The sequence below is a fragment of the Bordetella petrii genome (assembly GCF_000067205.1).
Taxonomy (GTDB): domain Bacteria; phylum Pseudomonadota; class Gammaproteobacteria; order Burkholderiales; family Burkholderiaceae_B; genus Bordetella_A; species Bordetella_A petrii.
Genome location: NC_010170.1, coordinates 4,970,112 through 4,984,469, shown reverse-complemented (window position 1 = coordinate 4,984,469; position 14,358 = coordinate 4,970,112). Strand labels below are relative to the sequence as shown.

General features: G+C 67.4%; 11 protein-coding genes. 7 read left to right on the top strand and 4 right to left on the bottom strand.

The window, feature by feature from the left end; all coding sequences use genetic code 11:
• Nucleotides 1–20: 20 nt before the first annotated feature.
• From BPET_RS23895 to BPET_RS23880, 4 genes are all read left to right on the top strand, one after another.
• Nucleotides 21–827, top strand: coding sequence for an enoyl-CoA hydratase/isomerase family protein (locus BPET_RS23895; RefSeq protein ID WP_012251545.1), 807 nt, complete (start codon nt 21–23; stop codon nt 825–827).
• On the top strand, nt 824–2,929 hold the full coding sequence (locus tag BPET_RS23890; protein WP_012251544.1) for an acetate--CoA ligase family protein: 2,106 nt from the start codon (nt 824–826) through the stop codon (nt 2,927–2,929). Before BPET_RS23895 ends, BPET_RS23890 begins: the two co-directional genes overlap by 4 nt.
• A gap of 103 nt (nt 2,930–3,032) precedes the next feature.
• Nucleotides 3,033–4,025 carry a Bug family tripartite tricarboxylate transporter substrate binding protein gene (locus BPET_RS23885; RefSeq protein ID WP_012251543.1) on the top strand — a complete coding sequence of 331 codons (993 nt, stop codon included), beginning with the start codon at nt 3,033–3,035 and terminating at the stop codon, nt 4,023–4,025.
• A 69-nt stretch (nt 4,026–4,094) separates the two neighbouring features.
• Complete coding sequence (locus tag BPET_RS23880; protein WP_012251542.1) at nt 4,095–5,429, top strand: MmgE/PrpD family protein; 1,335 nt, start codon at nt 4,095–4,097, stop codon at nt 5,427–5,429.
• Between the two features lie 35 nt (nt 5,430–5,464).
• Here the strand turns inward: BPET_RS23880 and BPET_RS23875 are convergent, their stop codons facing one another.
• The 4 genes from BPET_RS23875 to BPET_RS23860 form a co-directional block, all read right to left on the bottom strand.
• Entirely contained in the window at nt 5,465–7,513 is a 2,049-nt protein-coding gene (locus BPET_RS23875; protein WP_012251541.1) for a 2Fe-2S iron-sulfur cluster-binding protein, read from the bottom strand.
• A 4-nt stretch (nt 7,514–7,517) separates the two neighbouring features.
• A complete protein-coding gene (locus BPET_RS23870; RefSeq protein WP_012251540.1) occupies nt 7,518–8,129 on the bottom strand; it encodes a glutathione S-transferase family protein in 612 nt (203 codons plus the stop codon).
• A 158-nt stretch (nt 8,130–8,287) separates the two neighbouring features.
• The gene (locus BPET_RS23865; protein ID WP_012251539.1) at nt 8,288–9,187 is read right to left on the bottom strand and encodes a LysR family transcriptional regulator; all 900 of its coding nucleotides are present in this window, start codon (nt 9,185–9,187) and stop codon (nt 8,288–8,290) included.
• A 75-nt stretch (nt 9,188–9,262) separates the two neighbouring features.
• Nucleotides 9,263–9,889: a LysE family translocator gene (locus BPET_RS23860; protein ID WP_041864419.1), complete on the bottom strand. Its 627-nt coding sequence runs from the start codon at nt 9,887–9,889 to the stop codon at nt 9,263–9,265.
• Between the two features lie 166 nt (nt 9,890–10,055).
• Between BPET_RS23860 and rsmB the strand changes: the two genes are divergently transcribed.
• Genes rsmB through BPET_RS23845 form a run of 3 tightly spaced genes read left to right on the top strand, consistent with a single transcriptional unit; the run spans nt 10,056 to nt 14,357 of the window.
• Nucleotides 10,056–11,414: a 16S rRNA (cytosine(967)-C(5))-methyltransferase RsmB gene (gene rsmB / locus BPET_RS23855; RefSeq protein WP_012251537.1), complete on the top strand. Its 1,359-nt coding sequence runs from the start codon at nt 10,056–10,058 to the stop codon at nt 11,412–11,414.
• Between the two features lie 37 nt (nt 11,415–11,451).
• On the top strand, nt 11,452–12,039 hold the full coding sequence (locus tag BPET_RS23850; protein WP_012251536.1) for a DUF4390 domain-containing protein: 588 nt from the start codon (nt 11,452–11,454) through the stop codon (nt 12,037–12,039).
• Nucleotides 12,036–14,357, top strand: coding sequence for a sensor histidine kinase (locus BPET_RS23845; RefSeq protein ID WP_012251535.1), 2,322 nt, complete (start codon nt 12,036–12,038; stop codon nt 14,355–14,357). The genes BPET_RS23850 and BPET_RS23845 overlap by 4 nt, the downstream gene beginning before the upstream one ends.
• The last annotated feature ends 1 nt before the right edge of the window (nt 14,358 follow it).

Genomic DNA, 14,358 nt, shown 5'->3' with positions numbered 1-14,358 from the left:
CGATATGACGGAGCTTAGAGATGGCGGACTACGAATTCATCAAACTTCAATCTGATCAGGGCGTGGCGACGCTGACGTTGAATCGGCCGGAAAAGCGCAACGCGATCAGCGACCCGATGCGCGCCGAGCTGATCCATGCCCTGGAATCCGTTGCCCAGGATCGCGCCATCAGGGCGCTGGTTCTGACTGGAGCAGGAAAAGGGTTCTGTGCCGGCGGGGATATTTCGGGCATGCAGCGACGCATGGATGCGCCCGCGGGCGAGGTGGCTTTCAATGGCTGGTTCCGTCAGCAGCGAGTGCACCATGCGGTCGGCCTGTTGTTCCACATGCCCAAGCCGACGATTGCGGCAGTAAATGGCGCGGCCGCCGGGCTGGGCGCGGACACCGCGCTGAGCTGCGATTTCATCGTCGCGTCCGAAAACGCGACCTTTACCTGGAGCTACATCGCGCGTGGCCTGATCCCGGATGGGGGCGGCATGTATTTCTTGCCTCGTCGGGTAGGCCTGGCGCGCGCCAAGGATCTGATCTATTCCGGCCGCAAGGTGGCGGCCGACGAGGCGCTCGCGCTGGGCATCGCCGATCGCCTGGTCCCGGCTGGCGACGAACTGCGGGCGGCGCAGGCGTGGGCGGCCGATCTGTCGCAAGGATCTCCCACCGCGCTGGCCCTGAGCAAGTCGATTCTGGATCAGAGCTCTGAACTGACCGCAGACCAGGTGTTCGCGATGGGCAGCCAGGCACAGGGTATCTGCTACACGAGCACCGAGCATCGCGACTCCGTGGCGGCGTTTCTGGCCAGGATGGCCCAAGCCAAGGGAGAAAAAAAATGACCGGGCTCGCGAAGTTACTGCGCCCTCAAAGCGTGGCCGTGGTCGGGGCCTCGGCCGATCCGGCCAAGACGTCGGGCCGGCCGGTGGGCTACTTGCGCAAGCATGGATTCCAGGGCCGGGTGTACCCGGTCAACCCCAAGGCTTCCGACATCGACGGCCTGCGTTGCTATCCCGACGCGCAGTCCCTGCCGGAGGCGCCGGACGTGGCGATTGTGTTGCTCGGCGCAGAGCGTACGCAACAGGCTGTCCGTGATCTGGCGGCTATCGGCACGGGCGCGGCAATCGTGCTGGCCAGCGGCTATTCCGAGACCGGAGAAGGCGGCGCGCGCCGCCAGCGCGAACTGCTTGAAGCGGCTGGCAGCATGCGCATTCTGGGGCCGAACACGATCGGGCTGGTCAATCTGACCGATCGCATCATCTTGTCCGCCAGCGGTGCATTGGAGGTCGATCAGTTGCATAGCGGCGCGATTGGCCTGGTGTCGCAGAGCGGCGGCATCCTGGGCGCGTTGCTGTCGCGCGCCGTGGCGCGGGGCATCGGCTTTTCGAAACTGATCTCCACCAGCAACGAGGTCGACCTGGACCTGGCCGACTTTGTCGACGCGCTGGCGGACGACCCGGCGACCCGTGTGATCGCGCTCTACGTCGAGACCATCCGCAACCCCAGGGCATTCCGCGCGGCCGCTCGCAAGGCCGCGCTCGCAGGAAAGCCGATCGTGGCCTTCAAGATCGGACGCTCGGAGTCCGGAGCGCAAGCCGCCGCGTCGCACACCGGGGCGCTGGCGGGTGCGGACGGCATGTATGACGCCCTGTTTGAAGAGGCGGGCATCATTCGCGCGCAGGCCTTCTCGGATCTGCTGGATATTCCGGCCGCCTTGGCTGGCGAACGCAAGCTCCGTGGCCGCCGGGTGGCGATCCTGACATCGACGGGCGGCGCGGGCACGCTGGTCGCGGACTGCCTGGGTGTCGCGGGGTTCGCGCTGCCCGCGCCGGATGCACGCACGGGCGAAGCGCTGCGAGCGCTGCAAAAGGGCGACCATGCGGCGTTAGACCGAAATCCGATTGACGTGACGCTGGCTGGCCTGCAGCCAGACCTGCTGCGCAGCGCAATCCGCATCGTGCTGGAGAGCGACGAGTACGATGCGCTGGTCGTCATCGTGGGGTCATCCGCCGTGGCGCAGCCGGAGCTGATGGCCGGTGCGCTCAGGGATTCGCTCGCGCTGAGCGACAAACCCCTGATGGCCTATATCAGTCCGCATGCTCCCGCCGCGGCGGAGATGATCAGTCGTTTCGATATCCCGGCCTTCTACGCGCCGGAGAGCGTCAGCGCGGCGTTGTCGGCGATGTGGAAAGTGCAGGCGCGCGACATGCATGCGGGAACGGCATCCCGGCCGCGCGCGGCGCAGACGCCGGCGGCGTGCAACGAATACGGTTCACTCGACGAGGCCCAGGCCAAGGCCTTGTTCGCCCGCTTTGGCGTTCAAGGCGTGCGAGAGATCATCGTGCGCAACGAAGCCGAGGCGATCGAGGCCGCGCGGAAGCTGGGGCCGCGCGTGGTGCTGAAGCTCTTGTCCGGAAAAATAACGCACAAGAGCGACGTAGGCGGCGTTGCGGTCAATATTGCGGCGCAAGACATCGCCCAGCGGCTGCGGCAGATGGCGCAGGACGTGCGGCGGCATACCGGCAGCGAACCCGACGCGTACCTGGTCCAGGAAATGATCTCCGGCGCGGCAGAGGTGATTGTCGGCTTGCACAAAGACCCGTTGGGCACCGCCATTTTGTTGGGCATGGGCGGCGTGGTCGCCGAACTGGTCCGCGATGCCACTTTGCTGCTGTTGCCCGAGGATGGCTCGGCGTTGAGTGCGGAGCAGGTCGAGGCGGCCTTGCGGCGCCTGAAAACGTGGCCCCTGCTGAACGGTTATCGCGGACGGGAGCGTACGGACGTTCCGGCGCTGGTCGAGGCCGTGCTGGCGTTCTCGCGCATGGCCGAGGCCTTGCAAGATCAGCTGCTGGAAGCCGAGATCAACCCGCTGTTCGTCAAACCGCTGGGGCAGGGCGCATACGCGGCTGACGGCATCGCGGTCTTGCGGGACGCGTCAACGTAATTCCAGTGGATGGAATTGATGGGGTGGCAAACGAGTTTGCCGCTCCTACACTTTTCTCATGCGCCGCACTCAGATAGGCGCCGTAAATACCAGGAGACTATTCATGAAGATTAGCCAGGTCGCGACGCGACGCATCAAGGCGCTCGGCGCCATACTGTTGACGGCGGGTGTGCTGGCGGCGCCGCAGGCATGGGCGGCCTTCCCGGATCGGCCATTGCGGATCGTGGTGCCGTTCACACCCGGCGGCGGCACCGATACTGTTGCCCGTCAGCTGGCCAGGGAGCTGACCGATGAACTTGGCCAATCGGTGGTGGTCGAGAATCGCCCAGGCGCCAGCACCATTATCGGCACCGAAAACGTCGCCAAGAGCGCGCCGGACGGCTACACCATGTTGATGTCGACCTTCGCGCACGCGGTGAATCCGGCCATACACAAGAAGCTGCCCTACGACACGGATCAGGCGTTCGCGCCGGTAGCGATGATAGGGAAGTCTCCTAATGTTCTGGTGGTGTCGCCGAAATCCCAGTTCAAGAGCGTGCAGGACATTCTCGCGTATGCCAAGGCCCATCCGGGCAAGCTGACGTTTGGGTCGTATGGCAATGGCACGTCTGCGCATCTGGCGGGCGAACTGTTCAAGAGCCTGGGCAAGGTGGACATCCTGCACGTGCCGTACAAGGGCGCAGGCCCCGGAATCAACGACCTGATCGGCGGACAGATCGACATGATCTTCTCGACGTCGGCCAGCGTCAGCGGTCACATAAAGAGTGGCCAATTGCGGGCGCTGGCGGTAACGACCAAGGATCGCTCGCCTGCCTATCCCGGCGTGCCCACGGTGGCTGAATCCGGCGAGCCGGAGTATTTCGTCGATAGCTGGTACGGCGTGTTCGTGCCGCAAGGCACCCCGAAGGCGGTAATTGATCAATTGAACGCCGCGATCAAGAAAGTGTCGAAACGGCCGGACTTCCAAAAGGCGCTGGAGCTCGAAGGCCTGGTCGCGACTGTGGGTACACCCGAGGCGCTGGGGGAATTCGTGAAGCAGGAAGAGGCTCGTTGGGGCAAGATCGTCAAGGACGCAGGGATCACCGATAACCCCTGAACAAGAGTCCGCCGCATTCTCCGGCCATGCGGCGCTTCAGAAACTCGAACGTCACATGGAAGCGGCCATATGCATGCCATAGAAGTCCTGAGCGCGTTTGCTGACCAGATTCAGCAGGAATCCCTGCCCGGCGAGGTCGTGCGGCACGCCAAGCGTGCCCTCATCGATTGGTATGCGGCTGCTTATCCCGGCACGTCCGACGCCGCGGTGACGATACTCCGTTCGCTATTGCTGGATGAACCGGCATCGGATGCTGCCGAACTGGTAGGCGCAGGGCGGGCGACGGCGCGGTCCGCCGCCCTGATCAATGGCGCCGCCGCGCACGCCGCCGAACTGGATGACAGCTATCGGGACGCGATGTATCACCCGGGGGCGGCGACCATCGCGGCGGCGCTTGCCGCTAGCCAGGAACAGGGCTTGAGCGGGGCGCGCCTGCTGAAGGCCATCGTAACGGGCTACGAGGTGTCTACCCGGATCGGCGTGTTGCTGGGCCGCGCGCACTATCGGTACTGGCATAGCACTGGCACGGTGGGTACGTTCGGCGCGGCCGCGGCGGCGGGTTCCGCTTATGGCCTGAATCAGTCTCAGTTTGCCCACGCGTTGGGCATTGCCGCCACGTTCGCGGCCGGCTTGCAACAAGCGTTTCGTAGCGACTCGATGTGCAAGCCGCTGCATGCCGCGCGGGCGGCCGAGGCCGGCGTGCTGGCGGTAAGGGCGGCGCGGCAAGGGCTGACGGGCGCCGTGGACATGCTGGACGGTAAAGGGGGCTTGGGCCAGGCCATGAGCGACGGTCCCGCGTGGGATAGCATTGGCCAAACGCTGGGCAAGGACTTTCACATTACCAAGCTGACATTCAAGAATCATGTGGGCTGCGGGCATACGTTCGCGGCCATTGATGCCGCGCTGGCGTTGCGCGCGGGCGAGCATTTCGACATCCGGGATGTTCGCCGGATACGGGTGCACACCTATCGGCCTGCGTTGGACATCGCGTGCTACGGCAAGCCGGCAACAGCCAACGAGGCGCGCTTCAGCCTGCGCTACGTGGTGGCGCACGCCTTTCTACATGGAAGCGTGCGTCTGAACGCCTATGAAGACGCACGCGTCTTCGATCCCGAAATCGAAGCGCTCATCGACCGTATCGATGTGCACGCGGATCCCGATATCGACGCGGCCTTTCCGGCGAGCCGGTCTGCCCGGGTCGAGCTTGAATTCAACTCTGGCGAGCGGCGGACCTGCTTTCAGGCCAACCGCAAAGGCGATCCCGAAGATCCCCTGAGCGACGCCGAGCTGGACTCCAAGTTTATCGAGCTTGCCACGCCATTTCTGGGGGCGGACGCGGCGGCGGCACGCCTGGCTGATCTGTGGCGTGTGGATGAACGCGCGGACTTGCGCGGCATGGCGTAGCCGGACATATAACTGTTGGTCGAGGTTTCCCGTTGTCAGAGCTCCAGTTGCAAGGGCGGCCCGTCGGCCGCCGGGGCCGCGCAGCAGATCAGCGCATGGCCTTGCGGCACCGTGTATGCCGGACGCTTGGAATAGGCCACCGCGCCTTGCACGATACGCGTGCGGCAGGTGCCGCAGCTGCCGTTGCGGCAGCCGAACTCGGGCGACAGCCCGTGCTCTTCGGCCAGCTCCAGCAGCGAGCCGTCGCCCGGGTTCCATTGCGCCTGCCGGGCGGACCGCCGGAAGAATACCGGCGCCGGTTCGACCGCGGGCGGCGGGGACGGGGCTTGCGGCTGCGCATCGGGCGGCTGCTGCCGTACCAGCGACGACCCGCCGAATGACTCCGCGTGAATCCGGTCGTCAGCTATGCGCAGCGCGCGCAGCGCGTCGTACAGCGATTGCATGAAGGAAGCCGGCCCGCACAGGTAGAAATCGTAGTCGTCCAGCGGCAGGTGCCTGCGCAGCACGGCGATATCGATGCGGCCGGCTTCGTCGTAGTCGCTGCCGGCCTGTGCCCCGGCCGGGTCGCTGAGCAGGCGCACGACGCGGATCGCGCCGTCGCCCTGCGTCTGCAGCGACGCGATTTCCTCGGAAAAGGCCCGCTCGCGCAGGGTGCGCGCCGCATGGAACAGCCAGGCGGGCCGCATGTGCCGGGTGCGCCGGCCTTCATAAACAATGTGGCGCAGCATGGCCAGCATGGGCGTCACGCCGATTCCGGCCGCCAGCAGCACGGCCGGGCGCCCGGCGGCGGGTTCCATGGTGAAGGCGCCGGCCGGGGCGCGGGCTTCGATCATGTCGCCCACTTTCACCTGGTCGTGCAGGTGTTGCGAGGCCGCGCCATCGCGCTTGACGCTGATGCGGTAGCCCGGGTCGGACGGCGCCACCGACAGGGTGTAGGTACGCACCACGGGCTTTGCGCGGCCGGGTATCGCCAGGCGGACGGGCAGGAACTGGCCGGCGCGGTGCACGATGCGCCCGGCGCCGTCGGCGGGTTCGAGGTGGAATGACCGCACGGTGCTGCTTTCGTCCACGATGCGCGCCACGCGGAACGGGCGCCAATGCTCGGCCAGGTCGGTAGCGCGCCGGCGCCCGGCGGCTTCGTCCCAGTTTCCGGTCAGCAGCGAGGCGGGCGAAGCGCCCTCGTCGTCGCGCGTCCAGCGCAGCGGCAGGGCCTGCTCGCGGCGCACAATGACGTCGGGAAAGAAGCGCCAGAGCCGCTCCGCGCCCTGGAACGCGGCGATGTCGGGAGAATCCACAATAACTTCGGCGCGGCCGCTCATCTGCAGCAGCTCGCCGCTGTCGAAGTCGGCAAAGGTCACCCCGGCCCTGGGGTTGACCATGAAGTTGCCCAGCGTGTTGAAGAACAGATTGCCCGAGAAATCGGGAATGGTCATGCCGCCGTCACTGTCCAGGCGCACGAATCCCGGCCTGCCGCCGCGGTGCGACACATCTACCTGGCGGGTCGTGTCGGGAAGGTCCGCATACGAGGCCACGAAGAACGAGTCTGCACGGGCGATCAGCGTCCTGGCGCGGTCATCCAGGGCATCCAGCGCCTGCGGCGGTATGTCTGCCGGCACGGCGGGATCGCGCGTGAAGGCGACGCTGCGCTGCTGGATATAGCGCGGGCAATTGCCGAAGCTTTGTTCCACGTCGACGTAGGCGATCTGGCCCAAGGCGTGGCGCAGCACGCCATTCATGCGGTTGCGGCGGCGCGTGGCCAGGTCGATGCCCAGCAGCCCGATGGCATTGCCGTCTTCCAGGCCGGCATCGGCGGGGTCGCCGGCCTCGCGGGCCAGGGCCAGCGTCATGCGGCGCGGATCGGGGCTGGCCAGGAAGCCGGGGCTGCCTGCGCGCAGCGTGGCCCACACCGCGCCATCCGGTGCCACGGCGCCGATGGCCACGAAAGGCAGCTGCGCGAAAAATCCACGATGCTGATCGGGCATATAGTCGCGCACGTAGCGGCGGCCGACGTCATCCATTTTGGCCAGCGCCCCCGCCTGCGATTGCAGGGCGAGTTCGCCGGCGTGCCAGGGCGAGGGCTGCATGGCGTCAGGCTGCCAGGCCGACGGGGGTGCGCTGGAATTCCACGAACCCGGGCAGGGCCTCTACGCGGGCCAGCCATTGCCGCACGTGGGTATAGCCCTGCAAGTCGACGCAACCTTCCGGCGCGCGCGCCGTGTAGCTGTACAGCGCCACGTCGGCAATAGTGGGCTGGGGGCCAGCGATCCAAGGGCCGGCGGCCAGCGCATCGTCCATGCGCTTGAGCACCACATGGGCGCGGGCAATCGCCGCCTCGGCGTCCAGGGGCGCGCCGAATACAGTCACCATCCGCGCCGCGGCCGGCCCGAAGGCGATGTCTCCAGCCGCTACCGAAAGCCAGCGCTGCACGGCCGCGGCCTGCGCGGGCGTTTCGGGCAGCCAGTCGGTCTTGCCGAATTTCTTGCTCAGATAGACCAGGATGGCGTTCGAGTCGGCCACAGCAATATCGCCATCCACCAGCACCGGCACTTGGCCGAAGGCATTGAGCTTCAGGAACTCGGGCTGTTTATGGGCGCGCCTGGGCAGGTCCACCTCGACCAGCTCGACGGGCTGGCCGATCAGCGACAAGAACAGGCGGGCGCGGTGCGCATGGCCCGAGAGCGGGTGATAGTAGAGCTTCATGGCGGCGTCCTATGGTTGCAGGTTTGGCACGTAATGATGTGCTGAAACAATCATAGGCAGGCCGCCAGGCATGAAAAACAGCCGGTTGCGCAAGACATTATTCTTATTTTCACAATAATTGGCGCAGACTGCCGCATGGCAGGCCTGACGGCGGGCCGTCAATTAAGTGACTGGTCCGCGCGCAGGCGGTCGATGGCCAGGTCCAGGAAGGCGCGCACCTTCCGCATGGCATGCCGGCCTTCGCGGTGGATGACGTGGATCGGCACTGGCGGCGGCTCGTACTCGGCCAGCACCACGCGCAGCCTGCCATCGTGCAACTCGGCCGCCACCTGGTAAGACAGTACGCGCGCCAGGCCCAGCCCGGCGACGGCGGCGGAAATGGCCGAGTCGTTGGTCGAGGTGGCAAGCCGCGGCGCGATGCGCAGCGGCCTGGGCTCGCCCTGTTCCATGAAACGCCATTCCGGCAGCGTGTTGACGCCGGTGGTCTGGATCAACGTGTGCCGCTGCAGATCGTCGAGGGTGCGGGGGAGGCCGTGCCGCTGCAAATAGGCGGGCGCGGCGCACACGACGCGCCGCACGCGGCCTACCAGAATGGCCTGCAGCGTAGAACTGGGCAGTTCGCCGATCCGGATGCCCACATCCACCCCTTCGTCGATGAAATTGATATTGCGATCGACCAGCACGCAGTGGACGTCGACTTCGGGATAGCGCTGCAAGTACTCCACCACGATCGGCGTGACGTGGCGCGCGCCGAACAGCACGGGCGCGGTTACCACCAGGCTGCCGCGCGGCGCGGCGTGCGTGCCGGCGGCCGCCAGGTCGGCCTCTTCGATTTCGCCCAGGATGCGCTTGCAGTTCTCGAAATACGCGGCGCCCGTGTCGGTGGGCCGGACCACCCGCGTCGTGCGTGTCAGCAGGCGCACGCCCAGATGGGCTTCGAGCTCTGTGACGATGCGGCTTACCACCGACAGCGAAACGTCGAGTTTGCGCGCCGCGGCCGTAAAGCCGCCGCTCTCGACCACGGCGACGAAGGTCTTCATGGCGTGCAGCCGATCCACGCGCGCGCTCCGGATGATGGGGGTGCCGGCAGTATATCCAGGCCGGCCGACGAATGGGCCGGGCAGCCCGGCCGGCTACGGCCCGCCGCGCCGGTACAGCGCCAGGGTGGCGGCCATGCCGATCAGGGCGCCGCCGCACAGGCGGTTCAGCCAGCGCAGGCCACCGTGGTTCAGCGCGCGCATCATGCGGACGCCGAGCAGCGCGTAGGCCAGCATGGCGGCCAGGTTCAGCACCGCCAGCACGGCGGCCAGCGCCAGGTACTGGGGCAGCAGCGCAGCGCCGGGGTCGATGAACTGCGGCAGGAAGGCCGACATGAACAGCAGCGCCTTGGGATTGGTGATGGCCACCGCGAAGCTGCGCAGGAACAAGGTGCGTATTCCCCGGCCGGCAGCGTCGTCGCCCGGCAGGGGCGGGGCCGCGTCCGTGCGCAGCAGGCGCCAGCCCAGGTAGGCCAGGTAGGCCGCGCCGGCCCACTTCAGTGCCTGGAAGGCCGCCTCCGAGGCCGCCAGCAGCACGCCCAGCCCCGACGCCACCACCGCCACCAGGATCATGTCGGCCATGACGGCGCCGGCCATGCCCCAGCCGGCCGCGCGCACACCGTGGCGCGAGCCGTTGCTCATGGCCAGCAGCACGGTGGGGCCGGGCGTGATGATGGTGATGCCCGAGGCCAGGGCGAACAGCAGCAGCGTGGTAAGCGTCATGGCGGCGAGTGGGGCGGCCGGTTCAGGGTTGGGGCGGGTCGCGGCGGGCAAAAAAGCGCAGAAAACCTGCGGCAAGCCCGGCGCGAGCATGCCAGTGTGAGCCGCCACGGCGGATTCGTCCAGTCGAGCGGCTACCATAGCGGGGTTGCTTCATTGTGTATTGCCCATGTCCCCGTCTTCTGCTTCTTCGGACCCTGTCGCCGCGCCTGCCCGGCCGGCGCTGTCGGCCGTGCTGCTGGCCGCCGCTGGCGCGCTGCGCGCCGTGGCCGACGGGCGCTCGCTTACCGACGCCCTGGCCGGCGTGGCCCCGGCCTTGCGCCCCGCCACGCAGGCGGTGTCGTTCCATGCCATGCGCCAGCTGGGCTGGGCCGCCGCCATCGGGCGCCGCCTGGTGCAGCGCTCGCCCGGCGCGCTGTTCGACGCGCTGCTGCAGGTGTCCTTGTCGCTGTTGCGGGCGCCGCAGGGCGAAGACGCATCCGCCGTGCCCGCCGGCATGCCGGTCTACGCGCCGCACACCGTGGTGAACCAGGCGGTAACGGCCGCGGCCGGCCAGCGTGCCCTGGCGGCCTACAAAGGCCTGCTCAACGCCAGCTTGCGCCGCTTTCTGCGAGAGCGCGCGGCGCTGGAAGCGGCCGTGGCCAAGCTGCCCGAAGCGCGCTGGAACCACCCCGCATGGTGGGTCGACCAGCTCGGCGCCGCCTATCCCGACCAGTGGCAAGCCATTTTGGCCGCCGCCAATGTGCCGCCTCCCTTGACCCTGCGCGTGAACACGCGGCGCGCCAGCGTCGAGCAGGTGCGCCAGGCTTTGCAGGCAGACGGCATTGCTTCCGAGCCGGTCGGCGCGGCCGGCCTGGTGCTGGCCGAGGCCCGCCCGGTGGCGCAACTGCCCGGCTTCGCCGCCGGTTGGTGGTCGGTGCAGGATGCGGCCGCGCAGCTGGCGGCGCCGTTGCTGGCGCCGCGCGACGGGCAGCGTGTGCTTGACGCCTGCGCCGCGCCGGGCGGCAAGACCGCCCATTTGCTGGAACTGGCCAACCTGGACCTGCTGGCCCTGGACGCCGACGCCGCACGCCTGGCGCGCGTAGAGCAGAACCTGGACCGCCTGGGGCTGCGCTCTGACCGCGTGGCCCTGGCCGCCGCCGATGCCGCCGACCTTGACGCCTGGTGGGATGGCCGGCCGTTCGACGCGGTGCTGGCCGACGTGCCCTGCACGGCTTCGGGCATCGTGCGCCGTCATCCCGATATCCGCTGGCTGCGCCGCGCCCCTGACGTTGCCCGCACGGCCGCACTGCAGGCCCGCATTGCCGATGCGCTGTGGCGCACCGTGGCGCCGGGCGGGCGGCTGCTGTACGTGACCTGCTCGGTATTCCCGGCCGAAGGGGCCCGGCAGGCGGAGGCCTTCGCGCGCCGCCATGCCGATGCTCAGCGCCTGGAGGCGCCTGGCCAACTGCTGCCTGTTGCGGTTGGCGCAACACCGCAGGCCCAGCACGATGGCTTTTTCTACGCCTTGTTTGCCAAGCAGGCATGAATCGCCAAGAATAGCTATTGGTGCGGCCGGGTTACCAATGTCGATGATCTCTCGCTTATGTTGTGCGCTACTGCTGGCATTCCTGCTGCTTCCCCTGGGGGCGGACGGGCAGGCGCACGCCGATGAACCGCGCTTCACTCGCATTGAGCCCGTTATCCGCGATGGCAAGCTGGAAATCGACGCCGAGGTCGACTTCCAGCTCAACGACCAGCTGCGCGACGCGGCCGAGCGCGGGTTGCCCCTGTATTTCACGGCCGATGTGGTCATCAGCCGCTCGCGCTGGTGGTGGTTCGACGACACCGTGGTCGACGCCACCCTGACCTGGCGCGTGGTCTACAACGCCCTTACCCGCCAATGGCGCGCCGGCGCGGGCGAACTCACTTTTCCGGTCGCCTCGCTGGACCAGGCCATGGACCTGGTGCGCCATATCCACGGCTGGCAACTGACCGATGTTTCCGAGCTGGACTACGGCGTGTCTTATAGCGGCCAGCTGCGCCTGCGGCTCGACACCTCGCAACTGGCGCGGCCGTTCCAGGTCAACGCGCTCAACAGCAGTTCGTGGTCGCTGGCCACGCCCTGGACCGACTTCTCGTTCTCGTTGGCCGAACCCCGGAACCCGTCATGAGAATCCTGCTGCGCGTGGCGCTGATTATCGGCGCGATCAGCGGCCTGGCATTGCTGGGCCTGTTGGCCTGGTCCACCGGCAACGCCTCGCGCTTCGCCCGCTACTACGACACCCTGCTGGTCCTGAACGGCGTCTTCGCGCTGGCCCTGTTCGTCTGGGTGGTGGCGCTGACCACCCGGCTGCTGCGGCAGATCCGCCGGCGCCAGTTCGGCGCGCGCCTGACGGCCCGTTTCGCGCTGGCGTTCGCCCTGATCGGCGTGGTGCCGGGGGCGCTGATCTACACCGTGTCGGTGCAGTTCATGTCGCGCTCGATCGAGTCCTGGTTCAACGTGCGGGTCGACAGCGCCCTCGAATCCGGCCTGAACCTGGGCCGCGCGGCGCTCGACTCGCTGCTGGCCGACATGGACGCCAAGGCGCGCGCCATGGCGGCCGAACTCAACAACACAGCCGACCGCGACATTCCGCTGGCCCTGACGCGGCTGCGCGAGTCCAGCGGCGTCCAGGACGTCATGGTGTTCACCGGCAGCGGCCGCCTGGTGGCGTTTTCCACCGACCAGTATGGCCAGCTGCTGCCCGAGATCCCGCCGGCCACCGTGCTGAACCAGCTGCGGCTGGGGCGCGGCTACTCGGCCGCCGAGGCCGACGAGTCCAAAGTGGCGGGCGGCAAAGACCGCCTGATGCTGCGCGTGGTCATTCCGTTGAATTCGCCGGCCCGCTTCGACAGCCTGACGTCGCTGCAGTCCGAGCCGCGCTGGCTGCAGCTGCTGCAACCCGTGCCCGAACAGATCGCCGACAACGCCAACCGCGTGCAGCAAGGCTTTCGCGACTATCAAGAACTGGCCCTGTCGCGGCTGGGCCTGCGCAAGCTGTATGGCATTACTCTGACCCTGTCGCTACTGTTGGCGGTATTTGCCGCCATTGCGGTGGCGCTGTCGCTGTCCAAGCGCCTGGTGCGGCCGCTGCTGCGGCTGGCGGCGGGCACGCAGGCGGTGGGCGTGGGCGATTACCGGCCCCTGCCCGAGCCGCCCGAGCGCGACGAAGTAGGCCAACTGACCCGCTCGTTCAACGCCATGACGCGCCAGCTCGACGAGGCGCGCCACATGGTGGAAAGCAATCGTCGCCAGCTTGAACGCTCGAATGTGTACCTGGAAAGCGTGCTGTCGAACCTGTCGTCGGGCGTACTGGTGTTCGACGAAGGCTTTCGCGTCACCACCGTCAACCAGGGCGCGCAGTCTATCTTGCAAGCCGACCTGCGCTCGGTCATCGGGCGTCCGCTGGAAACCGTGGACGGCATGCTCGAATTCATCCAGATCGTGCGCCAGGCCTTTGCCCAGCACGCGGCGGTGGGGTCCGAGCGCCTGCACTGGCAACAGCAGTTCGAGATCACGCTGGCGCCGGCCGCCGATTCCACCGAAGCGCCGCAGCCCCTGACGCTGCTGGCCCGCGGCACGCATTTGCGCGTTGATGGCCGCGGCAACGGCTACCTGGTGGTGTTCGACGACATTACCGAAGTCATTTCGGCCAACCGCACCGTGGCCTGGGGCGAAGTGGCGCGCCGGCTGGCGCACGAAATCAAGAATCCGCTCACGCCCATCCAGCTGTCGGCCGAGCGGCTGGCCATGAAGCTGGCCGACCGCCTGCAACCGGCAGACCGGCAGATGCTCGAGCGTTCCACCAACACCATCGTGAACCAGGTGGGGTCGTTGAAGCAGATGGTGGACGACTTCCGCGAATATGCCCGCACGCCGCCGGCCGTGATGCAGTCCATCGATTTCAACGCCCTGGTGGCCGACGTGCTGTCGCTATACGGCTGGGAGCCGGGCGAGAAGACCGCCGCCACCCGCCACGGCGCGCCTGCCCTGAACCTGGATGTCGAGCTCGAGCCCGGCCTGCCCAATATCGAAGGCGATCCGACCCAGCTGCGCCAGGTCATCCACAACCTGCTCTCGAATGCACGCGATGCCATCGCCGAGCAGGGCGACCAGGGGCGCGTGCGCGTCACCACCCGTCTGACCGGCGGCCCCGGCAGCGAAGACGCGCAGCCCGCGGTGCGCTTCACCGTGGCCGACAGCGGCCAGGGGTTCTCGTCGAAGGTCATGCAGCGGGCCTTTGAGCCGTATGTCACCACCAAGGCGCACGGGACTGGGTTAGGATTGGCAATTGTGCGCAAAATCATCGAAGAGCACGGTGGCAAGATCGATCTTGCTAACCGCAAAGAGGGTGGGGCGCGGGTCTCGATATTGCTGACCCGTCTGGCGTCCAGGGCTGTTGCTATGGACGCGGCTGCACAAGAAAAGGATAATGCGGCTACGCAATAGG